General features: G+C 63.4%; 14 protein-coding genes. 11 read left to right on the top strand and 3 right to left on the bottom strand.

Going from position 1 to position 24,400, the window contains the following annotated elements; genetic code table 11:
- The first annotated feature begins 63 nt into the window (after positions 1 to 63).
- The 4 genes from RCO31_RS09420 (at position 64) to RCO31_RS09405 (ending at position 3,030) form a co-directional block, all read left to right on the top strand.
- Entirely contained in the window at positions 64 to 1,041 is a 978-nt protein-coding gene (locus RCO31_RS09420) for an ABC transporter ATP-binding protein (protein ID WP_308968057.1), read from the top strand.
- The gene (locus RCO31_RS09415; protein WP_308968056.1) at positions 1,034 to 2,050 is read left to right on the top strand and encodes an oligopeptide/dipeptide ABC transporter ATP-binding protein; all 1,017 of its coding nucleotides are present in this window, start codon (positions 1,034 to 1,036) and stop codon (positions 2,048 to 2,050) included. The genes RCO31_RS09420 and RCO31_RS09415 overlap by 8 nt, the downstream gene beginning before the upstream one ends.
- 177 nt (positions 2,051 to 2,227) lie before the next feature.
- Positions 2,228 to 2,656 carry an acyl-CoA thioesterase gene (locus tag RCO31_RS09410; RefSeq protein ID WP_308968055.1) on the top strand — a complete coding sequence of 143 codons (429 nt, stop codon included), beginning with the start codon at positions 2,228 to 2,230 and terminating at the stop codon, positions 2,654 to 2,656.
- A gap of 176 nt (positions 2,657 to 2,832) precedes the next feature.
- Positions 2,833 to 3,030, top strand: coding sequence for a hypothetical protein (locus RCO31_RS09405; RefSeq protein ID WP_308968054.1), 198 nt, complete (start codon positions 2,833 to 2,835; stop codon positions 3,028 to 3,030).
- A gap of 171 nt (positions 3,031 to 3,201) precedes the next feature.
- On the opposite strand, the gene RCO31_RS09400 is transcribed toward RCO31_RS09405, so the two are convergent.
- Positions 3,202 to 4,452 (bottom strand): lytic murein transglycosylase, encoded by a 1,251-nt coding sequence (locus RCO31_RS09400; protein ID WP_308968053.1) that lies wholly within the window; start codon positions 4,450 to 4,452, stop codon positions 3,202 to 3,204.
- A 398-nt stretch (positions 4,453 to 4,850) separates the two neighbouring features.
- Here RCO31_RS09400 and RCO31_RS09395 point away from each other — a divergent pair, with 398 nt between their 5' ends.
- The 4 genes from RCO31_RS09395 to RCO31_RS09380 all read left to right on the top strand — a co-directional run bounded on the left by RCO31_RS09395 (position 4,851) and on the right by RCO31_RS09380 (position 19,351).
- On the top strand, positions 4,851 to 5,453 hold the full coding sequence (locus tag RCO31_RS09395; protein WP_308968052.1) for an STN domain-containing protein: 603 nt from the start codon (positions 4,851 to 4,853) through the stop codon (positions 5,451 to 5,453).
- Between the two features lie 48 nt (positions 5,454 to 5,501).
- Positions 5,502 to 6,020, top strand: coding sequence for an RNA polymerase sigma factor (locus RCO31_RS09390; protein ID WP_308968051.1), 519 nt, complete (start codon positions 5,502 to 5,504; stop codon positions 6,018 to 6,020).
- Between the two features lie 71 nt (positions 6,021 to 6,091).
- Positions 6,092 to 7,060 (top strand): FecR domain-containing protein, encoded by a 969-nt coding sequence (locus RCO31_RS09385; protein ID WP_308968050.1) that lies wholly within the window; start codon positions 6,092 to 6,094, stop codon positions 7,058 to 7,060.
- Between the two features lie 327 nt (positions 7,061 to 7,387).
- Entirely contained in the window at positions 7,388 to 19,351 is an 11,964-nt protein-coding gene (locus RCO31_RS09380; RefSeq protein ID WP_308968049.1) for a filamentous haemagglutinin family protein, read from the top strand.
- Positions 19,352 to 19,372: 21 nt separating this feature from the next.
- On the opposite strand, the gene RCO31_RS09375 is transcribed toward RCO31_RS09380, so the two are convergent.
- Positions 19,373 to 20,833, bottom strand: a complete 1,461-nt coding sequence (locus RCO31_RS09375; protein WP_308968048.1) for a short-chain fatty acyl-CoA regulator family protein — start codon at positions 20,831 to 20,833, stop codon at positions 19,373 to 19,375.
- Positions 20,834 to 21,005: 172 nt separating this feature from the next.
- Between RCO31_RS09375 and aceA the strand changes: the two genes are divergently transcribed.
- From aceA to RCO31_RS09360, 3 genes are all read left to right on the top strand, one after another.
- Positions 21,006 to 22,304, top strand: a complete 1,299-nt coding sequence (gene aceA / locus RCO31_RS09370; RefSeq protein WP_308968047.1) for an isocitrate lyase — start codon at positions 21,006 to 21,008, stop codon at positions 22,302 to 22,304.
- A 12-nt stretch (positions 22,305 to 22,316) separates the two neighbouring features.
- The gene (locus RCO31_RS09365; protein WP_308968046.1) at positions 22,317 to 22,523 is read left to right on the top strand and encodes a hypothetical protein; all 207 of its coding nucleotides are present in this window, start codon (positions 22,317 to 22,319) and stop codon (positions 22,521 to 22,523) included.
- A 225-nt stretch (positions 22,524 to 22,748) separates the two neighbouring features.
- Positions 22,749 to 23,306 carry a hypothetical protein gene (locus tag RCO31_RS09360; protein ID WP_308968045.1) on the top strand — a complete coding sequence of 186 codons (558 nt, stop codon included), beginning with the start codon at positions 22,749 to 22,751 and terminating at the stop codon, positions 23,304 to 23,306.
- 25 nt (positions 23,307 to 23,331) lie between these two features.
- On the opposite strand, the gene RCO31_RS09355 is transcribed toward RCO31_RS09360, so the two are convergent.
- Positions 23,332 to 24,234 carry a metallophosphoesterase gene (locus RCO31_RS09355; protein ID WP_308968044.1) on the bottom strand — a complete coding sequence of 301 codons (903 nt, stop codon included), beginning with the start codon at positions 24,232 to 24,234 and terminating at the stop codon, positions 23,332 to 23,334.
- Between the last annotated feature and the right edge of the window lie 166 nt (positions 24,235 to 24,400).

Genomic DNA, 24,400 nt, shown 5'->3' with positions numbered 1-24,400 from the left:
AAACAACAACAAGAGCGGTGGCAGCGTTGGATGACGCTGCCCCAGATTTGGAGTGAACGTTAAGTGAGTAAGCCTCTTCTGCAAGTCCGTAACTTGACCACCAAGTTCGGCAACGGACCTGGCGCGGTCACCGCCGTCAACAACGTCTCCTTTGACGTCGATGCGGGGGAGACGCTGGCGATCGTCGGCGAAAGCGGTTCGGGCAAGAGCGTGACCGCGTTGTCCATTCTGCAGCTCGTTCCCGATCCGCCCGGCCGCATCACCGGAGGCGAGATCGTGTTCGACGGGATCGACCTGACCAAGCTCAATGAAGATGAGATGCGCGCGATCCGCGGCAACCGGATCGCTATGATCTTCCAGGAGCCGATGACCTCGCTCAATCCGTCGCTGACGATCGGCCTGCAGATCGGCGAGCCGATCAATCTGCACAAGCGGTTGCCGTGGCAGAAGGCATATGACAAGGCCAAGGAGCTGCTCGACCGCGTGCGAATGCCTGATGCGCGGAGCCGCCTTGCCAATCATCCGCATCAGTTCTCCGGTGGCATGCGCCAGCGCATCATGATCGCGATGGCGCTTGCCTGCCAGCCGAAGCTGATCATCGCCGACGAGCCGACGACGGCGCTCGACGTAACCGTGCAGGCGCAGATCCTCGAGCTCTTGAAGGAGTTGACGCGAGAAACCGGATCGGCCCTGATCCTCATCACCCACGATCTCGGCGTTGTCGCCCGCTATGCCGACCGCGTCTGTGTGATGTATGGCGGCAAGATCATCGAGACGGCGAGCGCGCTCGACCTCTACGCCAAGCCGCTGCATCCCTACACGCGCGGCCTGATGGCCTCGATTCCACGGCTCGACCAGCCGGCGGGTCTGCGGCTGGTGCCGATCAAAGGGCAGCCGCCGAATCTCGCGCAGTTGCCGCCCGGATGTTCATTCAATCCGCGGTGCGGCGAGGTTGCGGAGCGCTGCCGGCGCGACGTTCCCGAACTGATGAAGGCTGACGACAAACACATGCACGCGTGCTGGATGGCTCCCCATGTCTGAAGTATTGACCCGTGAGGAACCGCGCAGCGCGGTGAAATCCAACGTCATCCTCGACGTCCAGGACCTGAAGATTCATTTTCCGATTTATGGGGGCCTGTTTCAGCGAGAAGTCGCTGCGGTCAAGGCGGTCGACGGGGTGTCCTTCCAGCTCTACGAGGGCGAAACACTCGGTCTCGTCGGCGAAAGCGGCTGCGGCAAGTCGACCACCGGTCTCGCCGTGCTGCGCATGCTTCCGGTGACCTCCGGCAAGATCGTGTTCGAGGGCGTCGACATCACCAACTACGACCAGAAGCAGATGCGGCCGATCCGCCGACGCATCCAGATGGTCTATCAGGATCCGTTCGGGTCGCTTGATCCGCGCATGACGGTCGCCGACATCGTCGGCGAGCCGCTGGAAATCCACAAGCTGCATGGCAATCGCGCCGAGCGTCGCGAGCGCGTGATGGAGCTGCTCGAGATGGTCGGGCTGCGGCACGATATGATCGACCGGTATCCGCATCAGTTCTCCGGCGGACAGCGGCAGCGCATCGGCATTGCACGGGCGCTGGCGGTCGAGCCGCGGCTGCTGATCTGCGACGAGCCGGTGTCGGCACTTGACGTGTCGATTCAGGCGCAGGTGGTCAACCTGTTTCAGGAGCTGCAGGACAAGCTCGGGATCTCCAGCATCTTCGTCGCGCATGATCTCGCGGTGGTGCGGCATGTCAGCAATCGCATCGCGGTGATGTATCTCGGCACCATCGTCGAGATCTCCTCGCGCGACGAGCTATATGCGAACCCGAAGCATCCCTATACCAAGGCGCTGATGGCCTCGATCCCGGTTCCTAACCCGATCGTCGAGGCGGGGCGCGCGCATCACATCATCAAGGGCGAAGTGCCGAGCGCGCAGCGTCCGCCGCCGGGCTGCCGGTTTCACCCGCGCTGTCCGCAGGCCATGCCGATCTGCAAGGAAAAAGTGCCGGAGCTGCGCCCGGAGGGCAAGGGCATGGTGGCGTGTCACCTGTTTTCCTGACAGCGTGACACGATTGAACTCGGTGAGATCGACACCACATTGGCGGCGTCGTTCCCACTGAGGCGGTTTGCGTCGGCGGGTAGACAAGCGAAATTCGCTTAAAAGGCATCATGCTTGAGGCCGACGGACCATGATGGACAGAAGTGATCAACATCCGTTCGATGGCTGGCGGCAGCCATGAGCGGAGAGGCACACCGGCACGATTCGTCCGAGCCTACGGCTGCGCCGCGCGGCGAGCTCTCGCTGCGCACGCTCGCGATGCCCGCGGACACCAATCAGAGCGGCGATATCTTCGGCGGCTGGCTCCTGAGCCAGATGGATATCGGCGGCGGCATCTTCGCCGGAAAGACAGTTCGTTTGCGGACTGTCACTGTCGCGATCGAGGCGATGACGTTCCGCAAGCCTGTGTTCGTCGGCGATGTCGTCTCGGTCTACACGGATACCGTTCGCGTCGGTCGCACGTCGATCACAGTGCGGGTGGAAGCATGGGTCACGCGCTCAAGCGAATCACAGATGATTCTCGTGACCGACGGTACTTTTACCTATGTCGCGATCGACGAGCGTGGAGCGCCGACGCCGATCATTCCGGATGGCTTGACGGCCTGAGCCGCTCCATTGCGTCGCCAGATTACCTCCATCGAATCGTCCGCCGGCCGTCATAACTTTGTTGCGCGAAGCACTTAGCTAACCCCCGACCGCGTTGAAAAAATCGTCGTTCCGGCTGAAACTTTTGCGTTGTCTCGCGGTTTACGCATCCGGGCGCGGCGGCAGGTTGGAAGTGCATGTCGGATACTTACATCATCGAGGTCCGGTCGGAACCGGCGGGCATCGTCGTTCGCGATCGCGGGGGTTTCCGTTTCTTCGCAGCATCCGAGACCTTTCAGCGCATGGAAGGCCAGTATTTTCGTTCGGCACGTGAGGCGGAACGCGAGGCTCTGGCGCAGGTGAGTGCGCGGCGCGACGGGAGTGACGCAGCGTAGTACGCTGTGGACAGGGTAGCACTGATTCGGCGCGATCGACGCCGCGTGTTCAGTGGTGCCTGCGCGAAAGCCCGGACACGATAGTCTTAACCTTTGCGATGAAAACGAGGCGCTGGGGCGTGCTGGATGCCGCTGCCCTGAGGTTCTGTCGTGCTTTAGAAATCGTCTAGACTAGAATCGTCGCGCCTGCGGGTGCGGCTCCACCCGTTCCGATCGCAGGCGCGCCAGCAGTTCCGCAGTCGGCCAGGCGTCGGCGGGCAAGCCCAGTTTCGCCTGCATGGTCTTTATCGCAATCCGGCTCTGCTGGCCGAGGATGCCGTCGACCTTGCCGACGTCGAATCCCGCACGCACGAGCAGTTGCTGCAATTCCTTGATCTCGTTGAATGACAGTTGGGCGATCCGCATTTGCGGCCTGCGCATCGGCGGCGCGCCGGCAATGCGCGTCGCGAGATAGGCTGCCGTGGTCGAATAGATCAGCGAGTTATTCCATTCGGTGTAGGCGCCGAAATTCGCATAGGCCATAAAGGCTGGGCCATCCTTGCCCATCGGCAACAACACCGATGCCGGCATGTTGTCGTTCGGCAGGGGCCGTCCGTCCGGATAGGTCACGCCCCACTGCGCCCATTTTGCGCGCGGATGCTTGACGGAAAGGTCAGTCTGGTCCCACGGCAGGTTGGACGGCACGCGGATCTCCTGCAGCCACGGCTCGCCGCGCCGCCACTTCAGGCCTGCCGCAATGTAGTGCGCGGTGGAGCCGATCACGTCGGGCACGCTGCGTATCATGTCGCGCCGGCCGTCGCCGTCATAGTCGACGGCATAATCGTAGTAGTGCTTCGGCAGGAACTGCGTCTGCCCGAGTTCGCCGGCCCAAGAGCCGATCATCTCATCCAAGGAGAGATCGCCGCGATCGATGATCTTCAGTGCGGCGATCAGCTCTTCATGAAAGCGCTCGGGACGACGGCAATCGTAGGCGAGGGTGGCGAGCGATTTCAGGATCGGCAGCTTGCCCGAGTTCTTGCCGAAATCGGTCTCGAGCGCCCAGAACGCTGCGATCACCGCGGGCGGCACGCCGTATTCGCGCTCGGCGCGTGAGAAGGCGGCCGCATACTGCTTGATCTTCTGCTGCCCGCCCTGCACGCGGTAGGCGGCCGCCATCCGGTCTGAGAAGGTCGTGAAGATCTGCCCGAACACGCGCTGGCCGCGGTCGCGGTTGACGGTGCCCTGATCGAACACGAGCTGTGGCGAGGCTTCAGCAATCGCGCGCTGCGAGACGCCGGCCTTGACCGCGTCCTGCTTGAATTGCGTCAGCCAGCGCTCGAAGTTGGTGCCAGCGCGGCAGGCGCCGACATTCTGGGCAAGGGCGGGGGAGACGGGCAGGAGCAACAACAGTGCACCGAACCAGTAGGCAGTCGAGCGCGACATTGCAGCCTTCCAAAACGGAGTTCTTAGCGTAACAAGCAAGATTCGCAGCATGCGTAAAGAAGCATCGCAAGCATTGATTTCAACGGTTTGCGTCAAGAACCGGACGGTCACATCTGTGGACGCTCGAAACGGCTCGGCGCTGGCGCCGGGATCGACTGTCGTCAAACCGTAATGTTGCATGACTAGCGTCCGCGGCGTCGTCGGACGCAGGCTCCCGGCGAACAAGTCTTTCGACCGTCGGGTGACCTGACGGGCGCCCGCTGAAGCTGGACTGCAAGGGCGGCAGATGCGTGATTGTGCCGAGCATGAATGCGTATGAGCGGAGATTGCATCAAGGCGTTGCTCGGATCGAGGCTCTGCAAAAGGCAATCGCAGCGGTTGTGATCGCAGCTTTGGCGATGGTTGCTTCCGTACACACGATTCAAGCGCAGGCGGCCGTCGATGACGCCGCGATTTCATTTGACATCCCGGCACAACCTCTGGAAGCGGCGCTTGAAGCGTTTGGAGAGAGAAGCCGTCTGCAGGTGCTGTACGAGACGGCGCTCACCGCGGGACGTCGCTCGAGCGAAGTCAAAGGCATTTTCACGCGCAGTACGGCCTTGCGCCGGCTTCTGTCCGGAACGGGTCTCGAATTCAACTATACCGGTGAACTGGCGTTTACATTGGTGCCGGCCCGGACGACTGATCCAACCAAGTCTATCGCCGCCTTCAATCGCTTTTTGGGCAGTGTGCAGGCAAGCGTGCTTGCAGCTCTTTGCCAAAGTCCTGAAACACGGCCCGGCGCGTTCCGTCTTGCCATGCAGTTCTGGATCGGGAGCGCAGGCCGGATCGAGAATCCACGCCTGCTCAATTCGACGGGTGTGAACGGGCGCGACGCCGCGATCACCGATGCACTGAAGCGTGTCGCCTTTGGGCAAACGGCCCCGTCCGAAATGCCGCAGCCGATTACCATGGTCTTGAAGGCCGGTCCGGCGGACGCACGGGACGAGTGCGGGCCATGAAGGTATTGAACGCGACGTCCGCTTCGGCCGCCATGGCGTAGATGCACCATGAGCCACGACGATGAAACCAGTTGGGCGGCGCTGCGGCAATTGTTGGTCGAGCGCTATGATCACTTCCGACAGCGGCTAACCCGTCGGCTCGGATCTGCCGATGTGGCGCAGGAAACGCTTCATGAGCTTTATCTGCGCATGGAACGTCCGGATAACGCTGGCGCGTTGCAGAACCCGAACACATACATCCTTGCAAGCGCGGTCAATTTGGCGCGCGATCGCTGGCGCACCGAGCATCGCCGTGCTCAACGCGTCGACGTCGATGCCCTTTACGCTCTGATCGATGAAAACCCCGGCCCCGATCGGATCATCGAGAGTCGGCAGACGATCGAAACCTTAAGGCGAGCGCTTGACGAACTCACCCCGCGGCAACGACAGATCCTGATCGCGGTGCGCTACGAGAAGCTGACCCAGGACGAGATTGCCAAGCGCCTGAATATCTCTGCGCGTTTCGTGCGAAAGGAGCTGAAGCGAGCCCTCCAACATTGCGAATCCCGCCTTGCGAAAAATCTTTGACAAAGCGGTTCCGCTTCTCCACTCGCATGTCGTCCACAAGGAGGACGATGTCATCACGCGGTTATCGGACCATGCCCCAGCCTGACGAGTCCGACGAGGACACATTGACCCGCGAGGCGCTGGACTGGCTATCCCGCGTCGGTCTGGGCGAGGCCACACAGGACGATCTCGCGGCGTTGCGGCGCTGGCGCGATTTGAGCCCGGCCCATGCTGCAGCGCTCACGCGCGCCGGCGATCTTTGGCGTATGCTCGAAACGCCAGTGACCGACCTGGCGAAGAACGATGCAAGCCGCAGCTGGACCGGCTCTCTCACCAATCGTCGCGCGCTTCTTGTCGGCGGTACCGCCGTGGCTGCTGCCACAATCGGTGCGATGGTGGTTCGGCCTCCGCTCGAGCTTTGGCCGACGCTCGCCGAGTTGAATGCCGACTATCGCACCGGCACGGGCGAACAGCGGCAGCTGACTTTGGCGGAGACGGTGTCTGTCGAATTGAACACGCGCACCAGCATTGCGGTGCGAGCCGGCGAGCAGGATCCTGCTATTGAACTGATCTCTGGCGAAACAGCGATAGCCATCACCCGCGCCGTGCCTAAGGCGTTCGTCGTCCTGGCGGCTGAGGGTCGCACAAGCAGCTATCGTGGAAGCTTCAACATCCGCCGGCGCGATGCCATGGTCGATGTCGTCTGCATCGAGGGCGAGGCATCGGTCGAATGCGGCGGCCGCGGAGTGACGCTTCAGGCCGGCCAACGCATTGCCTATGGTCGCCACAACCTGGGTGACATCGCCGGGGCGGATCCGGCGGTCATCACCGCATGGCGTGACGGCATGCTTGTTTTTCGCAACACGCCGCTCTCAAGTGTCATCGACGAGGTCAATCGCTATCGACCAGGCCGCATCGTCCTTGTGGATCGGTCTCTGGAGCAACGCTTGGTCACCGCCCGCTTCGAAATCAAGCGGCTCGACACCGTCATGGGGCAGATCGGCCAAGTGTTCAAGGTGCCGGTGAAGACCTTCCCGGGTGGGCTCGTCCTGGTCGGTTGACTGTCCTGCGTTACCGAGTGGCTGCCACCATTCGGCGTCGTTTCCGCAAACGCGCGGGATCCGGTATCCAGGGCGCCGGCATTCATCGCGGGTGCGCGTTACTGGATGCCGCTTTCGCGGCATCCAGATTCCGCTTCCGTCGATAAATGCGGACATCCAGTCGTGTGATGTTCGCAGCGACTAAAAAAATTTTCAAAAAGCCGTTCCGCTTTCACCCCAATCATCTCGTCCAGGGATCAAGGGATGCGCGTTCATTCGCCGCGCGTTCCGAGCCTCGCTGTCACAAATCAACATCCGCTCCGCACTAGACTTCCCGAAAGACAACAAATGACGAACCGCGCCTCCGCCACGACGCTCTCTTCGCGCCATTCAGCCGGGCCGCTGCGGGTGCGTGGTCGCCTCGATCGCGCGACGTTGCTTGCCGGCGTCAGCGTGGCGGCGCTGCTCTTTGCCAGTGCGGATGTGATCGCCCGCCCACTCGCCGGCGCGCCAGCGCCGGCGCCATCGCAGGCCGCGATCGCTGCGGCGCAATCAGCGTCACAGGACGCCGCGCGGGCAGCACGCCAGGCACAGAATTCGTTGAAGCGGGCGACGCTCGCGATCCAGGCCGTGCAGGCGACACAGCAGGCGGCGCGTGATGCGGCGCGCGCGGCGCTCAGTGCCATGCCGAGCGGCATTCCGCATGGTCTCAGGCCGGGCGGGCTTCAGGTCGCCCCCGGCGCGGTGCCGGGTACGGAGCTTTGGCAGGGCGCAAAGCTGCCGACCGAGTTTGCTGACGGCGACCGCACCAGGGTCACGGTGGAGCAGACCCGGCAGAAGGCCATCCTGACCTGGCAGACCTTCAACGTTTCCGAGAAGACCGATCTCGCCTTCGACCAGAACGGCAATCGCGATTGGGTCGCGCTCAACCGTGTGCTCGACAGCACCGGGCCGAGCAGGATTCTCGGCAATCTCAAGGCCGACGGACAGGTCTATGTGATCAACCGCAACGGCATCATCTTCGGCGGCACGAGCCAGGTGAATGTCGGAAGCCTCACCGCCAGCGCGCTCAACATCTCGAACGAGAAGTTCCTCGGCAATTTCATCTCCACGAGCTGGGACACCGAAGGGCCGACGTTCGCGGTCGAGCCCGGGCAAGCGGCGGGAGCCATCCGCGTGGAAGCCGGCGCGCGCATCGAGACGGCATCCGAAGGCCGCGTGTTGCTGCTCGGCGGTCACGTGGAGAATGCCGGCACGATCAGGACGCCCGGCGGCCAGGCGCTCCTCGGCGCCGGTCAGCAGGCTTTCCTGAGGGCGAGCGCTGATACTGGCATGCGCGGGCTCTATATAGAGCTTGGCGAGGGTGGCCTAGCGGTCAACCGCGGCATTGTCGAAGCCGATCGCGGAAACATCACGCTTGCGGGCCGCGACGTCACGGTGGGTGCCGGCAGCGTGCTGCGCGCGAACACGTCCGTCACCGCCAACGGCTCGATCACGCTGCAGGCGCGCGATGGCGCGCGGGTCAACAATGGGGGATTTATCGAGCCGTCGCGGCCGGGACAGGTGACGGTCGAGGCAGGGGCGCTGCTCGAAATTCTGCCAGACCTTCTGGACGACGAGCTCGTGACTGCTACCGAGCTCGTCGCGCCGTCCACGATCAATCTGTATGGTAAGTCGATCCGCATCGGCCGCGATGCGACGCTGATCGCCTCCGGCGGTAAAATCAATGCGACGGCGCTGGCGAACCCGGTCGACGAGGCGGTCTCCGACGACAGCCAGATCTATGTCGAGAGCGGCGCCGTGCTCGACGTGTCGGGCACGCGCGGCGTTCAACTCGCGATGGAGCGCAATTTCATCGAGGTGGAATTGCGCGGCAACGAGTTGCGCGACAATCCGCTGCTGAAGAACTCCTTCCTCTACGGCAAGAAGGTCTGGATCGATATTCGCGACACCGGCAAGTTCGACGATCCCGTGATGGCCGGCATCGAATGGTTCGAGGGCGAGCCCGGCGTCTGGTACGGCTCGTCGCTGTTCGATGCCTCAGGCTGGATCGGCATGATCCAGCGCGGGGTCGGCGAACTGACATCGAAGGGCGGAACGATCAATTTCAATGCGCGCGGCGACGTGGTGCTGCGCCAGGGCTCGCTGCTGAACGTCAGCGGCGGCACGCTGGATTTTGCGGGCGGCTATGGCAGGGTCACCTCCCTGACGACGGGCAGGGGCAGGGTATCGATCGGCAGAGCGATTTCTGGCGTCGCTTACATCGGATTCACGGGTAGCTTCACACGCGCCAATGACCGTTGGAATGTCAGCGAGACCTGGACCAGCCCGCTGTTCCGCAACCGCTTCTACGAGCAGGGTTACACCGAAGGTCAACGCGCGGGCGCGATCAACATCAATGCGCCACGCCTGGCATTCGACGGCGACGTCCTGGCAATCGCGGAAGCCGGACGACGACAGCTGAGCAAGGGAGAGATCCCGGACGGCGGAAGCCTGGTGCTCGGCAATCCGGCCACGAGCAAAGAGCCGCTGATGAATTTCTATCAGTACGTGCTCGGTCACGTCGCGTTCCAGAAGGAGCACGACATGCTCGACGGCAGCTTCAGTGTTGCCGACACGCTGCCGGAAGATTTCACCACGGTCGTCTCAACGGACATGTTGAACGACAGCGGCATCAGCGACGTCAGCATCTATTCCAACAAGGGAATTGTCGTCACCGAGGACGCCGATCTGGAGCTGCGTGCAGGCGGCAGCGTATCGCTGAATTCAAGTGACATCGCGATCAATGGTCGCATCCGTATCACCGGCGGCGATATTGCCGTCAACGGCAACAACACTTTTCGTCACACTGGTCCGATCAACATCTTCATCGGCGGACGTGCGGTGCTCGATACGTCCGCCGAATGGACAAACGGCTTCGTCGATCTCGCCATGCCGGGCGTGGTCGACGGCGGCAGTGTCGTGATCGCCACGGAGGGTGCTTCCCCCACCGGCACAGGAACGCCGATCAGCAGCGGCGGCATTACGGTTTCGGGGTCGATCTCCGTGGCAGCAGGCGCCATCATCGATGTGTCCGGCGGTGGTCGTATCGGCTTCGACGGGACGCTCGAGCAGCTCGGCGATGCCGGAGCGATCGCCATCGGTGCCAACACGCTCGCTCTTTCTCGCAACGCGCAACTGCGCGGCTATGCGCTCGCCATGCCGTATGAGTCCGGCCGCGGCGGCAGCCTTGCGCTCGTCGGTGCGGGCTCGGTCATCGGCGAAGACGGCGATTTCGATCCGGCGTTTTTCCGTTCAGGCGGCTTCGTCCAATATAACATCGGCAGCGAGACAATCACGGTTGAGCCTGGCACGCAGATCACGCTTGCGCCGCAGAGCGTCCTCCTGAGGGCCGATGCGTTCCGATTGGCAAGCGGCACTCGCCTTGCCGATCTCGGTGCGGCCGTCGTGTTGCCGGAAGGGGTGCGCAAGCCCGCCGGCCTGAGCCTGCGCGCCGGGCATCAGGTTGGCGACTCGTCTTCCAGCCCTGCGACTGGGCTCGTGCATCTCGGCGAAGGAAGCCTGATCGATGCAGGAATCGCCGGCAAGGTCGATCTGTTCGCGGTTGAACGGGTGGTGATTGCGGGTACAATCTCGGCCAGTGGCGGAGCCATCACTGCAAGGGCGTTGAACCCGATAACCGACCGGCAGGACATCGCAGTCTGGTTGACGGAAACCGGCCGGCTGCTCGCGCCGGGTGCATTCCTTTCGTCGTCCAATCCCTATGGACAAAGGAGTGGCGATGTCCTCGCCGGTGGGATCATCACGCTCGATGGACCTTACGTGGTGACAGAAGCCGGCTCCTTGATCGACGTCTCCGGTGGTTTGTCGGAGGTCGACGTTCGGGCCTATTCGCGCCCGTCACTGTACGCCGAGCGCGGATCCACGCCGCGTGTCCGCCGCGAAACCATTGAGAGCGATGCCGGCAGCATCATGCTCACGATGCTGGGTGGCGGCTATCTCGACGGTGACCTGCGTGCGGCCGCACAGATGGACGAGGCGGCGGATGGCCGCGTCCAGGTATCGCTCCTCAACGCTACGATCCAGGTCGGGCAGGATCATCAAGCACGGCGGCCTGCGAACCTGTTCGTCAACCCTGATGGGACGATCAGTACTCATCTAGGCGCGAGCCCCACGACGCCGAAAGGCAACGTCTATGTCAGTGCAGATGCTGTTGCTGCGTCGGGGGCGGGGACGCTCGATCTGCGCGCTCGCGATATCGTCTTCCAGGGCGATGTCGATCTCGCGGTCGACAGCTCGGTCAATCTGGGAGCCGGATTGATCCGGATTGATCCGGCCGCCGGCATCGCCACGCCGCACGTGCGGATCGCGGCGGCGTCGGTCTCGATTGGCCTGAGCGACTCTTTGTATTTGCGCAGCGTGCCGGCGGCCACGCCGAGCAGCGGTCCGGGTGAGCTCGTGGTCGACGCGCGGAAACTGATTTCCTTCGGCGGGCGAACGGTTCTGGCCAACATTGGCACCGCGCAGTTTCTTAGCGATGGCGATCTTCGTTTCGACGGAGCCCTGTTCTATCAGGGAGCGACCTCCCTCGGATACGCGCCAGGCGGGTCGCTTCTGGCAAGCGGCGATTTGGTTTTCGGCGCCAAGCAGCTTTATCCAGGCATCGGCGTTCCATTCCAGATCACGTCCAACGGCGCCGACGCGACCATCATCATCCTGCCCGGCGACACCTCTGCGGTTGCGCCCTGGTCGGTCGCCGGCGGCCTCACCATCAAGGCGGCCAATATTGTCAATCAAGGCGTGCTTCGTGCGCCGCTTGGCCAGATCACGCTCGATGCCGGTGAGACCGGCACGGTGACGCTGGCTTCAGGCAGCGTGATCGACGTCTCGGCGCATGACCGTATCCTTCCCTTTGGCATCGTCATCAATGGTGATTGGTACGTGGATTACGGCACGGTGCAGCCTCTCGCTGGTGCGGCGTTGCAGGACGTCTTGACGGCCGTGGAGAACCCGCCGGCGAAGAAGGTGACGCTGTCGGCGCGCGGGGTCGATGTGCAGGCCGGTGCTGTCGTCGACCTGTCCGGCGGCGGCGACGTCACCGCCTACGAGTTCGTGCCCGGCACCGGCGGTTCGCGCAATATCCTCGGCGGTGAGGGAGTCTTTGCCATCCTCCCCGGCATGCAGCCGGTTGCGGCGCCGAACGTCACCGGCTCAGGCGTCGCGCCTGGCGACAGCGTGTACCTGTCGGGTGTGCCGGGCCTTGCAGAAGGCTATTACACGCTGATGCCGGCGGCATATGCATTGATGCCGGGCGCGTTCCGGGTGTCGATGGTGGACTCCGCCAACGATCAGGCCGCCGGCTTGATCGGCAAGCGCGCAGACGGATCCTATCTCGTCGCCGGCTGGCAAGGTTCCAGCCTCGACGGCTCGCGTGATAGCCGCACCTCGACGTTCCTCGTCATGCCGGGATCGGTCGCACGCCGCTATTCCGAGTTCAAGGAGGTGCTGGGCAAGGACTTCTTCCCGGCGCTGGCAGAGATCAACGACCATGTGGTGCCGCCGCTCGCCGCCGATGCCGGTCAGCTTGTGCTGAACGCGATCAACGCGCTTAATCTCAACGGACGGTTCAATCTTGAGGCCGGTGATGGCGGTCGTGGCGGCTTGGTCGACATTGCGTCGACCTCCATCGCCGTTGTCGCCAGAGGGCAAGGACCTGTCGCCGGCTATGCCCTGACTGTCGATGGCAGCGCACTGAGCGCTATGGGTGCGCAAAGCATTTTGCTCGGTGGCACACGACATAGCGGCGTCGATGGCGAAATGCTGAATGCCGTAGCGACCAACATCCTGGTCGCCAACGACGAGACGTCGGCGCTCGTCGCACCGGAAGTGCTTCTGCTCGCGGAAAGCGGGATCGATGGGAACGGCGGTATCACCGATACTGGCTCGATTGTCGTCGCAAGCGGCGCCGTCATCCGCGCCGAAGGGCAGTATACTGGGGCGCCGCGCCCGTTCCTGATCGGTACGCCTTTGCCAGAGGAGAACCTGACGCCCGCAGGCACCGGCATGGGCGCGCTGCTCGCCGTCTCCAACGCGCCGGACGACCTGATCGTGCAACGCGTGGATATCACCGGTCCCGGCGCCAGCATGGCCGGCTCGATCGACGTGCACGCCGGGGCGACGCTTGTGGCGGATCGATCGATCCTGTTCGACGCGACGGCGAACTCGGCGATCGACCCTTCTGCGACAATCCGCGCCCGTTCGCTCGAGATCGCGTCCAGCACAATCAATTTCGGCGATGCTCCCGCAGGTACCGCAGGCTTTGTCGCCAACGCAAATACGCTTGCCGCACTCGCTTCCGCTCAGCGCCTCGTGCTGCGCGGTTACAACGGCATCGGTTTCCATGCCAATGGAAACTTCGACCTGCGCAACCCCGCGACTGGCCTTGCCACCGTCGCAGAGCTTGTGCTCGACGGTAGCGCCCTTAACCAGAAGAGTGGCGGCGTCATCACGATCGGCGCGCAGCAGCTCACGCTGCGCAACTCCACCGGCAATGCGCCTTCGTCCGATCCGGCGGGCACCGCCGGCGCGCTGCTCCTGACGGCGGATCGCTTGACCATTGCCGACGGGGAGAGCGCGATCCTCGGCTTCGGCGCTGTCACGATGGAGGCCGCTGAAGTCTCGTTCAGCGGTGAAGGTGGCCTGACTGCCGGCGGCGCAGCACCGACCAACCTCACCGTCGCGGCGCCGTTCATCACGACGGCCAATGCGGCTTTCCAGTCGTTGACGGCAACCGGCACTCTCAATCTTCTGGCCGGCAATCGCACTGCGCTTGCGGACCGCGGGCAACGCATCGGTACCGGCGGCCAGCTCGTCCTCTCCGGCAATGCGGTCTCAGTCGCTACCGAAATCCGTCTGCCGGCCGGCGTGCTGACACTCGACGCCGTCAATGATCTGACTGTCGCCGCCAGTGCAAAGCTCGACGTCAGCGGCCGCGACCAGGCGTTCTTCGATCAGACGCGCACCCTGCCGGCGGGAGACATCGCGCTTGTTTCTCAGACAGGCAACGTCCTGGTGCAAGCCGGTGCGCTACTCGATCTCGCCGATACCAAGGAGGGCGGCAAGCTCACGGTTACGGTGCCGGAAGGTAGCTTCACCATTGCCGGTCAGGCGCGCGGCGGCAGCTTTGTGCTCGATGCCGGCAGTCTGCCGAGCTTCGGCGCCATGCAGGCCGCGCTCAACAGCGGCGGCTTCGTGATGTCGCGCGCGGTCCGCTTGCGCTCGGGCGATGCCTTGATCGACGGCGTCACCAGGACGCGCGAGTTCAAGCTGACGGTCGATGACGGCGGGATCACCGTCGCTGGAACGATCGATGCTTCGGGGGAGACCGGCGGCTCGATCACGCTGGCAGCCGCCGATGACGTTATCCTCGCGGGCGGCTCGGTGCTCAGCGTCAGGGGCGAGAGTTTCGACGGCTCGGGCAAGGGTGGCTCAGTTTCGCTCAGCTCCGGCACATATCGGCTCGATGCGGACAACAACGACATCACCAATTATGATGCCGTGGTCGACATCCGCGGCGGCTCTCTGATTGACCTCGGCGTAACCCAGTCGGGCAACGGCCTTGCCGGTACGCTGCATCTGCGGGCGCCGCAGATTGCCGGCGGCACCGATCTCGGCGTCATGCCGATCAACGGCATGATCCTGGGCGCGGCGCAGATCATCGCCGAGGGATATAAGGTCTATGACCTGAGCGACTCCAACGGTGTGATCGACGGCGCAGTGCAGGATCAGGTGCGGGGCGACGCCACCACCTTTGCGAGCTACACCGCACAGATCAAGGATCGGCTGCTCGCCAACAATCCCGGTCTTCGCTTGGAGCTGGCCGTCACGCCAGGTGCGGAGGTCATCAACGCCAATGCCGGCGTGCCAGGCACGATTGCGGCCCTCATCAATCCTGGCGGGACGCTCGGGCTGCCATCCAACACCGCGATTATACTGCCGTCAGGCCTTGGAAGCGGGATGCTGCTGACGCCTGCCGGCGTGGTCGTCGACATCGACATCCCGCAGGATGGCGCCCGTGTAGAACTGCGCGATCAGAACGGCCGCATTAGTGTGCCCGGCGCAACCACGATCTTTTTTCCTGATGGCACCGCAGCGGGTACACAGATCAGGATTGAGGGCGACACGAGTACGAACATTGCCCTGATCCACCCGGACGGCACATCCGAAAAGATCCATGCAAGTCTCAGTTACAGCCTGCAACCCGGCAGCAGAATCGTCGTGGGAGGGCCGGTTGGCTTCAGTCTGCGCGGGAGCTCGCCGGTCGTTGCCGTGCTGACGGCAGGATCATTCAGTGCGGTAGGCGTCCGCATCGGCGCGCTGCCGGCCGGAACGCAGTTGAAGAGCCACGGCGCCGGCAACTTCAGCGTTGTCGGCAGCGACGCTCCCTTGCCGGTCACCTTGCCGTCGGGCGGCGAATTCGCTGTGAACGATGTCCAGATTGCCGCCACCGCTGGTGGCTCGGCCCGCTTGAACCTTGTCGCCATCAGCACCGATGGCGTAACGCTCGCCGATGGCGCGACGTTGTCCCTGCCGAACGGCGGGCGCCTGCGCGCCAATGCAGCGGGCGCGGTCTATGCTGGCGACGGCACGCTGATCTCCACTTTCTCGGCCGGTGACGAAATCAATCTCGGCGCCGGTCAATCGATCCGGTTGTCCGGCGGCGGAAGCGTTGCGACGCTCACGGCGAACCTGCAGGCGATTGTCGTCGGTGGCTATACGCCGACCAGCACTCTTGTCCGGACTGACATAACGCTCGTCAATACGCAGAGCACGGTCGCACTCTCGGCTGGTGCGGTCGTCACAAATAGGAACACTGGCTCGGCCTTTTTCAGGTTTGATAGTCATGTGATCGTCCGAGGAGCGAATGGGGCGATCAAAGCGGAATATCCTTCCGGGAGCACACTTGCAGTCATTTCTTCAGGAGATACGCTGGAGTTCGTCAACGGTGGCACCTTGAGGGTCGCGCTCGGTAGCAATATTGCCATTGGCATTTCGGGAGGGGACTTCGTACCGGGCGGAACCACCCGCGTCACGGAAACACCCGTTGTCACAACACTGCTCACGCCGCCGACCAGCGATCTTCGGCTGACACAAGCCTGGGATCTATCCAGCTTCCGCTTCGGTGCCGACAAGGTGCCGGGCGTGCTGACCCTGCGGGCCGCCGGCAATGTGGTGTTCGACGCCTCGCTGTCGGACGGGTTTGCCGGAGGCGCCGTCGGCACGGCGCTGATCGATGACCGCTCCTGGTCCTTCAATTTCGTCGGCGGCGCGGATCTTGCCGCCGGCGATCCGCTCGCGGTGCGGCCGCAGTTCCAGCTCGTGGAAGGCAAGGGCAACGTCATCTTCAAGCCCGGCACCGTGGTGCGTACTGGCACCGGCAATATTGCAGTCGCCGCGTCGAGAGATATCCATCTGCAATCCACGATACGTGTCGGATCGATCAGTTATTCGGCGCTCTACACTGCGGGCCGGCCGGCCGATATCCAGCCCGCAGGGGGAAGCTTCACCGCGCTCCCCGATGGTCGACGCGCCTATGACGGCGGCCGCTTCATGCTGGCCTATGGCGGCGGTGATTTGAGTCTGACAGCGCAGCGTGATATCCTCGGCGCCGGCCGAGATCTAATCAGCGGCGGCGGCGGTGTTGGACCGCAGAATTTCAGCGAATGGGTGCTGACGCAGGGCGAGACCAGCGAGTCGAGTGGCCTGTTCACCGAGCAGCCGGCGTGGGGCGTCAAGCACGGATTGTTCCGGGAAGGCGCGGCGACGCTGGGCGGTGGCAACATTCGCGTCGATGCCGGCCGCGACCTTGTCGCCCTCAATCTTGCCGCGGCAAGTAGCGGCATTTTTGCCGGCACCTCGCCCGATGCGGCGAGCGCGCATGCGCTTGCCGGTGGAGATGTGACGGTCACCACCGGGCGCGACGCGCTCGGCAACCAGATCTATGTGGCGCATGGCGCCGGTGTATTCGACATTGGCCGCAATCTCGGTTCGGTAACCGGGGGAAGTTGGACGACGGCCGGAGTATCAGACAGCAGGTCGTTGCAGTTTGGCGCCCACTTCGGGCTGGGCGACGCGGCGATCGATATTGTGACACGCGGCGAGGCAATCATCGGCAGTGTCTTCAACCCGACGCTGGCATACGCACTGGACGGCTCTCCCATTCCGCGTGGTGTATCGTCTTATCTCTCCACTTATGGCGAGCGCAGCGCCATTTCGGCGTACGCGATCGCAGGCGATATGGCGCTGTCGAGCGGCACCAGTCCAGCTTCACGGGAGACACAGTTCATCGATATTCTCAACGGCCCCCGAATCTATGACGATTTTGCCTACTACGTTTATCCGGGAACCGTGGAAGCTGTTGCCTTTAACGGAGACATGTCACTCGGGCCAATGTTGTTGCCGCCTGCGCGTAACGGCGATCTGACGTTGCTGTCCGCAGGATCAGTGCATATCGATATCGATTCCAATACGCTCCAGACCTTCTGGAAAATCGTCATGTCCGACGCGGATCCGTCACGGTTGTTTGTACCAACGACAGATCTCACTGTACTCGCGCGAACTTTGATCGAGACCCTGCCGGGCGCCTATCCCGGCTATGACCGCTCACAGAGCCATTCGGCCAGCCTCTATCGGGTCGCGGACGCCAATCCGGTTCGCATCTATGCGGTGGCCGGGGATATTGTTGGCGATTCGTTCGAAGCTTATCAGGGCAACGCTGCGCTGCTCGTGATGCCGAAGCCGACGCAGATCCGCGCGGGTCGAGACATCATCGACCTTGCCTTCATCGGCCAGAACTTCACCGAGGATCAGGTCACCTCGATCATTGCGGGGCGGGATTTTCGCCAGCCAGGTATCATCAATATTCGCGGCGGTGGCTGGCCCGATGGCGGCGGCATCTGGATCGGTGGACCGGGGCGACTGGAGATGATCACCGGGCGCCATCTCGATCTCGGCAAGAGCAATGGCATCCAGTCGGTCGGCGACCAGCTCAACACTTTCCTCCCCGAGGGCAAGAGCGCCGACATCGCGCTGATGGTCGGCATGGGTGCCGCCGGTCCCGATTATGCGAGGTTCGCGGACGCGTATATCGAGCCGGGCTCGTTGAGCGGTCGCTACGGCTACACGAACGAGATGCTCGCGTTCATGCGACAGCGCACCGGCAACCAGTCGCTGGACGTGGCGCAGGCCTGGGCCATGTTCGAGAATATGCCCGCGGGCGACCGCAACGCGTTCATCCGTAAGGTCTTCTATCAGGAGCTGATCCGTACCGGCACGGAAGGCCAGGCAACAGAAAACTACAACGCCGGCTACGACGCGATCGCGAGCCTGTTCCCTGCGGGGCACGGTTATGGCGGCGATCTGTCGCTGAGCTACAGCCAGATCAAGTCGGTCTATGACGGCGGCATCGACATCCTCGTGCCGGGCGGTGGCATCAACGGCGGTGTCGTGGTGACCGGTCCGGAGATCTCGTCGGACGTCAGGACGTTTGCCGGCAGGACGATCTCCGCGCAGAAAACCGCTGACCAGCTTGGCATCGTTGCAATGCGAAGCGGTGACATCAACATCATGCTGGATCAGGATTTCATCGTGAACCAGTCGCGCGTGTTCGCCATGGGCGGCAACATGCTGATCTGGTCGTCCTATGGCGACATCAATGCGGGCAGGGGTGCGAAGACGGCCGTGCTCGCGCCCCCGCCGCGGCTCGTGTTCGATCCGGCGACCGGCGCTTCGACGCTGGAATTCACTGGTGCTGCGTCGGGCTCGGGCATCGCGACGCTGATCACCGAAGCCGGACAGGAGCCCGGCAATATGTGGTTGTTCGCACCGGGCGGCGTGGTCGATACTGGCGACGCCGGGGTCAGGTTCTCCGGCAACCTCGTGATCGGTGCGCAAGCAATTCGAGGCGCCGACAATATCCAGGGAACAGGCACCGTGATCGGCGTGCCGACAAACACGAGCGACACCGGCGCGTTGACTACGGCATCGCAGACGGCAGCCGCAACTCAGGGCAGTCAGGCGCCGGAAACAACGGCCAATGACCAGCCGTCGATCATTATCGTCGAGGTGCTCGGATTTGGAGGAGGCAGCGGTGATGCGCCGGAGAGCGGCGAAGAGGAACGTCGCCGTCGAACGCCCGGCCAGCAAAGCTACAATCCAAACAGCCGCCTGCAGGTGATCGGTCTCGGTGACCTGACCGAAGAGCAGAAGCAGCAGTTGGCAGAAGCCGAGCAGCGCAACCTTGCTGGACGATAGCGCGCGGATAGCACAACGCCCTCACAGCTCCCTGGCATTGCTGAACGAGAACGACGTCATCCGTCGCGTGTTCTCGTCCAGGATCAGCGCTCGCGTCAGCGGCGGCTCGGCGCGCTGGCTGCAGTTTTCCCGCTCGCACAGCCGGCAGTTGACGCCGATCGGCGTGCCTTCCGTCTTCTCGAGATCGAAGCCTGCGGCATAGACCAGCCGCGCGGCGTGGCGCAGTTCGCAACCGAGACCCAGCGCGAAACGTGGCTGCGGCTGCGCATGCGGCGCGGCCGGCCGGCGCACGGTCTGCGCGATCGAGAAATACTTGCTGCCGTCCGGCAGTTCGATGATCTGGCTCAGCAGGCGGTCTGGCGTATCGAAGGTCGAATGCACGTTCCAGAGCGGACAGGTGCCGCCGAACTTCGAGAACGGGAAAGTGCCTGACGAAAACCGCTTCGACACGTTGCCCGCATTGTCGACGCGCAGCATGAAGAATGGCACGCCGCGCGAGGTTGGTCGCTGCAGCGTCGTCAGGCGATGGCACACTTGCTCGAAGCTTGCGCTGAAGCGCTGTCCCAGCACATGCACGTCGTAGCCGAGGCTCTCGGCGGCCGTATGAAACGGCTGATACGGCATCATCACCGCGGCGGCGAAGTAGTTGGCAAGCGTGATGCGATAGAGGCGACGGCTGGTGTCGTCCAGCGCGCCGGTGCGCGTGACGATCGCGTCGAGCAGCGGGCCGTTCTCCGCAAGCGCGATCTGGAAAGCGAGCTGGAAGGCGCGGCCGGACGGATCGACGAGCTCGGAGATCAGAATCTGCCGGCGATGCCGGTCCCAGCGCCGCAGCGTTTCCCGCATCACCTCGATCGGCATGATGCGCACGGTGGTGGAGTGCTTTTCGCGCAGCCGCGTCGACAGCGCGGCAAACATGTCCTGGCTCGCGACCTCGATCTCGTCGCGTAAGCCCTCCGCGGCCTGCTCGAGATCCGGAAAATAGTTGCGGTTGGCTTCGATCAGGTCGCGCACGCGCTCGATCGGATTGGCCTCGAAGCGCACGCCATCGGTTCGGTCGGCGATCTGGGCGGCAACCATCGTCTCGCCGCGGCGCGCCTCGGTGTAGGCCGCATAGAGCCGCTGCAGCGCGTGGGTCACGCCGGGGGCGAGCTCGGCGAGGTCGCGCAATTCCTGCTTCGGCAGGTCGATCTGGCGGAACAGCGGATCGGAGAAGATCTCGTTGAGCTCGGCGAAGAAGCGATCCTCGTCGGCGGTCGCCAGATCACGCAGGTCGAGGTCGTAGGTCTCAGCCAGGCGCAGCAGTAGCTGTGCCGTCACCGGCCGCTGATTGCGTTCGATGAGGTTGATATAGCTCGGCGACATGCCGAGCCCCTCGGCAATCTGGGTCTGCGACAGGCCGAGCTGCTGCCGGATCCGTCGGAAACGCGGTCCGACGAACAGCTTTCTTCCCGTTTCGGTGGCAGTTGGGCGCGTTGCCATGCGGTTCAGCCCTGGGTTTTTACAAAATTTACAAAATGACATTTATCACAAGTATGGATGTTACAAGAATTCACGATTCCCGTCCACCAGTATCTATCGAACGTAATCGCTTTGGCGTTATCTCCGCGACACGGTTTCGCACCCGCCTTGTCAAGAATGTAAGGAGAAAATGATGGCGAAGACGTTTGACGATCTGGTTCCCGCGCCGAAGGGGCGCTTCGACGGCATCACCCGCCCGTACACCGTTGCGGAAGTGGAGAAGCTGCGCGGCTCGGTGAAGGTCGAGCACACGCTCGCCACCAAGGGCGCGAACCGTCTTTGGGAGTCGCTGAAGAAGGAGCCCTTCGTCAACTCGCTGGGCGCCGTCACCGGCAACCAGGCGATGCAGCAGGCTCGCGCCGGCCTCAACGCCATCTACCTCTCGGGCTGGCAGGTCGCGGCTGACGCCAACACCGCCGGTCAGATGTATCCGGACCAAAGCCTCTATCCGGCTAACGCCGGCCCCGAGCTTGCCCGCCGCATCAACAAGACCTTCCAGCGTGCCGACCAGATCGAGCACTCCGAAGGCGGCGCCAAGATCGATTGGTTCGTGCCGATCGTCGCCGACGCGGAAGCCGGCTTCGGTGGTCCGCTGAACTCGTTCGAGATCATGAAGGCTTACATCGAGGCAGGCGCGGCCGGCGTCCACTTCGAAGACCAGCTCGCGTCGGAGAAGAAGTGCGGCCACATGGGCGGCAAGGTTCTGATCCCGACCGCAGCGCATGAGCGCAACCTGATCGCGGCGCGGCTTGCTGCCGACGTCTGCGGCACGCCGACCTTCGTGCTGGCCCGCACGGACGCGGAAAGCGCCAAGCTGATCACCGCCGATGTGGACGAGCGCGATCGCGAGTTCATCACCGGCGAGCGCACGGCTGAAGGCTTCTTCCACCTCAAGCCCGGCACCGGCCTCAAGCACTGCATCAAGCGCGGCATCGCCTTCGCGAAGTATGCCGACCTGTTGTGGTGGGAGACCTCGACGCCGAACCTCGACGAGGCGAAGGAGTTCGCCGAGGCCGTGCACAAGGTCTATCCGAACAAGATGCTGGCCTATAACTGCTCGCCCTCGTTCAACTGGGAAGCCAATATCGACAAGGCCACCATCGCCAAGTTCCAGCGCGAGATCGGCGCGATGGGCTACAAGTTCCAGTTCGTGACCCTGGCGGGCTTCCACTCGCTCAACCACGGCATGTTCGAACTTGCACGCGGCTACAAGAGCGAAGGCATGGCCGCCTACTCGCGCCTCCAGCAGGCGGAGTTTGCGTCCGAGCAGCACGGCTACTCGGCGACGCGCCACCAGCGCGAAGTCGGCACCGGCTACTTCGATCTCGTGTCGATGACCATCACCGGCGGCCAGAGCTCGACGACGGCGCTGCACGATTCGACCGAGGCTGCTCAGTTCAAGTCGTCACCCAAGGCGCAAGCCGCGGAATAAAAGGAGGCGAAAATGCACGGCACTCACTATTGGGTCGTTGGCGGCGAATTCCGGTCGTTGAACTTCCACCAGCTCGTGCATGGGACGGCTCAGGTGGAAGGTCCGTTCCCGTCGCGCAAGGAGGCGGAGACTGCCTGGCGCACGCTGTCGGAGAAGAACCGCCATCGTTGCAACGTGCGCTTCTCGATCGTCGAGGAGCCGCGCAAGGCGATAGTCTGACCTGCCACCCATAAGGTCGCGGATTTCTCCGCAGCCTTGATCATCCAAGAGGCCCTGTCCGGTGCAACGCCGGCCAGGGCCTCTTTCGTCTTGAGCGAAGTGCGTCGGGGTAAGCTGCTCGGGCAGCCTGTGACGAGGCTGTCCGCACCGGTCGTCCGGGTTCCAGTTACTTGGTTTCCTGAATGGTTACTGCTAAGTTAACACTCCGGAAACACGGGATTATTCATGAGCGACGGAGCCACTGGCACTGCCGATAATGCGGGTGAGGGCCGTCCGCGTCGGTTGCGCGACGCCCTGCGTCAGGCCCGAATCGAAGCTGCCGACCGCACCGGGGTCGTGGTCGACCTGCGCGATGCGGAAGTTGCCCGCCTTGAGATTCTCTCGGACGCGCTCGACCCGCTGTTTTCTGAGATTCCGGAAAGCATCGACCTTTTCGATCGCGGCATCAGCCGGGGCGATCCGCCGCGGCTGTGGGTCGACGTCGTTGCGCACGTGGTGATGGGGCGCGACAAGCGCAGCTATCGCCTCGTCCAGGATACGCGATACGGGCGCATCGTGCTGGCCGAGTCCAACGACGTTCCGGTGATTGTCCAGGCGGTGACCAACTATGTCGCCCGGCGAATGATCGAGCGAGAACACGCGCTTGCCGTCCCGGTGCAGGTCAGTCAGGCGGCTCCGATGCCGCGCAGGCGTTCACGCGTCTGGCCGTTCCTCGCAGGTCTTCTGGTCGGCGCTGTCGCCTTGTTCGCAGCAGCCATGATCGCGGCGCTTTATTCGTTCTAGCAACGGCTGCTTAGCGTAACCCCCGTCAGCGCAGCTCCTGTTGCCGCAGCTCCGCCACGCCGGTTTCAGGCGAAGCGAGGCCGCGCACGCTCCAGTCGCAATGCCAGGCATGGCCGTCTCGCACAATGCGAAACAGATTATAGGCTGCAGGATCGTGCTTGCCGTCGATGACCTGGGAGGCGGACGGAACGCCGACCGCCGGGATCCGGCCCGCGGGGCCGTCGAACCACGTCAGCGAATGGGTGTGATCGTGTCCGTGCAGGATCAGATCGACGCCGTGCCTGCGCAGCACGCCGAGCAGGTCGCTGGCGTCGGTCAGCCGCTTGTGCCGGCGCGATCGGGCCGAGCGCGGCGGGTGATGGATCAGCAGCACCTTGAAAGCGTCGTCGGCCGCATGCTGTGACAACAGCGCTTCGAGATCTGCGATCTGCCGCGCCCCGAGCCGTCCGGTCGCCATGAACGGCGCCGTCGGCACAGCGGTCGATGTGCCGATCAGCAGCAATGGGCCGCGACGGCGCTCGAAAGGAAATTGCAGGTTGCTCGCATGCGCGGCGCCATCGCCGCGCATGTAGTCGCGCCATACGTCGACGCCGCGTGGCCAGGTCGAAGCGACGTAGGCGTCGTGGTTGCCGGGCACCAGTGTCACGTCGTGTGGCGAACCGATCGTGCGCAACCAGTCGATTGCGGGTGTGAACTCCGCCTCCAGGCCGATGTTGACGAGATCGCCGGTCACCGCGATATGATCCGGCGCCTGCGCCAGCAGGTCGGCCGTCAACACATCGACGATCTCGCGTGCGTGACGGAATTTGCGATTGCGGACCCAGTTGACATAGCCGAGCGCGCGTTTGCCGAGCAGCTCGCGCAATCGCGGCTTCGGCAGCGGCGGAAGGTGAGGGTCCGACAGATGCGCAAGCGTGAATGCTGTCACGCGCTTTGGACCATCGACGAGAGAGTTGCATGCGTGCAAGGCATCGCCTGTTTTGACAAGCGCGGGCGAGCCATGCAAGCGAGAATGACGCTAGTGTCGTGGATCAGAAATTCGCACCATCGTTGCCGCGAGTCCATCGTGCGAATTTCTGATCCATAAACGACAC

It is taken from the genome of Bradyrhizobium sp. LHD-71, assembly GCF_031157255.1.
Classification (GTDB): Bacteria; Pseudomonadota; Alphaproteobacteria; order Rhizobiales; family Xanthobacteraceae; genus P52-10.
Note: the sequence above shows the minus strand (reverse complement) of the source record. Positions and strands in the feature narration are given on the sequence as shown.

Coding starts and splice junctions, on each gene's coding strand:
- RCO31_RS09400 (WP_308968053.1), bottom strand. CDS start 4,452: ATGTCGCGCTCGACTGCCTACTGGTTCGGTGCACTGTTGTTGCTCCTG.
- RCO31_RS09405 (WP_308968054.1), top strand. CDS start 2,833: ATGTCGGATACTTACATCATCGAGGTCCGGTCGGAACCGGCGGGCATC.
- RCO31_RS09385 (WP_308968050.1), top strand. CDS start 6,092: ATGCCCCAGCCTGACGAGTCCGACGAGGACACATTGACCCGCGAGGCG.
- RCO31_RS09375 (WP_308968048.1), bottom strand. CDS start 20,833: ATGGCAACGCGCCCAACTGCCACCGAAACGGGAAGAAAGCTGTTCGTC.
- aceA (WP_308968047.1), top strand. CDS start 21,006: ATGGCGAAGACGTTTGACGATCTGGTTCCCGCGCCGAAGGGGCGCTTC.
- RCO31_RS09380 (WP_308968049.1), top strand. CDS start 7,388: ATGACGAACCGCGCCTCCGCCACGACGCTCTCTTCGCGCCATTCAGCC.
- RCO31_RS09390 (WP_308968051.1), top strand. CDS start 5,502: ATGAGCCACGACGATGAAACCAGTTGGGCGGCGCTGCGGCAATTGTTG.
- RCO31_RS09365 (WP_308968046.1), top strand. CDS start 22,317: ATGCACGGCACTCACTATTGGGTCGTTGGCGGCGAATTCCGGTCGTTG.
- RCO31_RS09395 (WP_308968052.1), top strand. CDS start 4,851: ATGGTTGCTTCCGTACACACGATTCAAGCGCAGGCGGCCGTCGATGAC.
- RCO31_RS09360 (WP_308968045.1), top strand. CDS start 22,749: ATGAGCGACGGAGCCACTGGCACTGCCGATAATGCGGGTGAGGGCCGT.
- RCO31_RS09415 (WP_308968056.1), top strand. CDS start 1,034: ATGTCTGAAGTATTGACCCGTGAGGAACCGCGCAGCGCGGTGAAATCC.
- RCO31_RS09410 (WP_308968055.1), top strand. CDS start 2,228: ATGAGCGGAGAGGCACACCGGCACGATTCGTCCGAGCCTACGGCTGCG.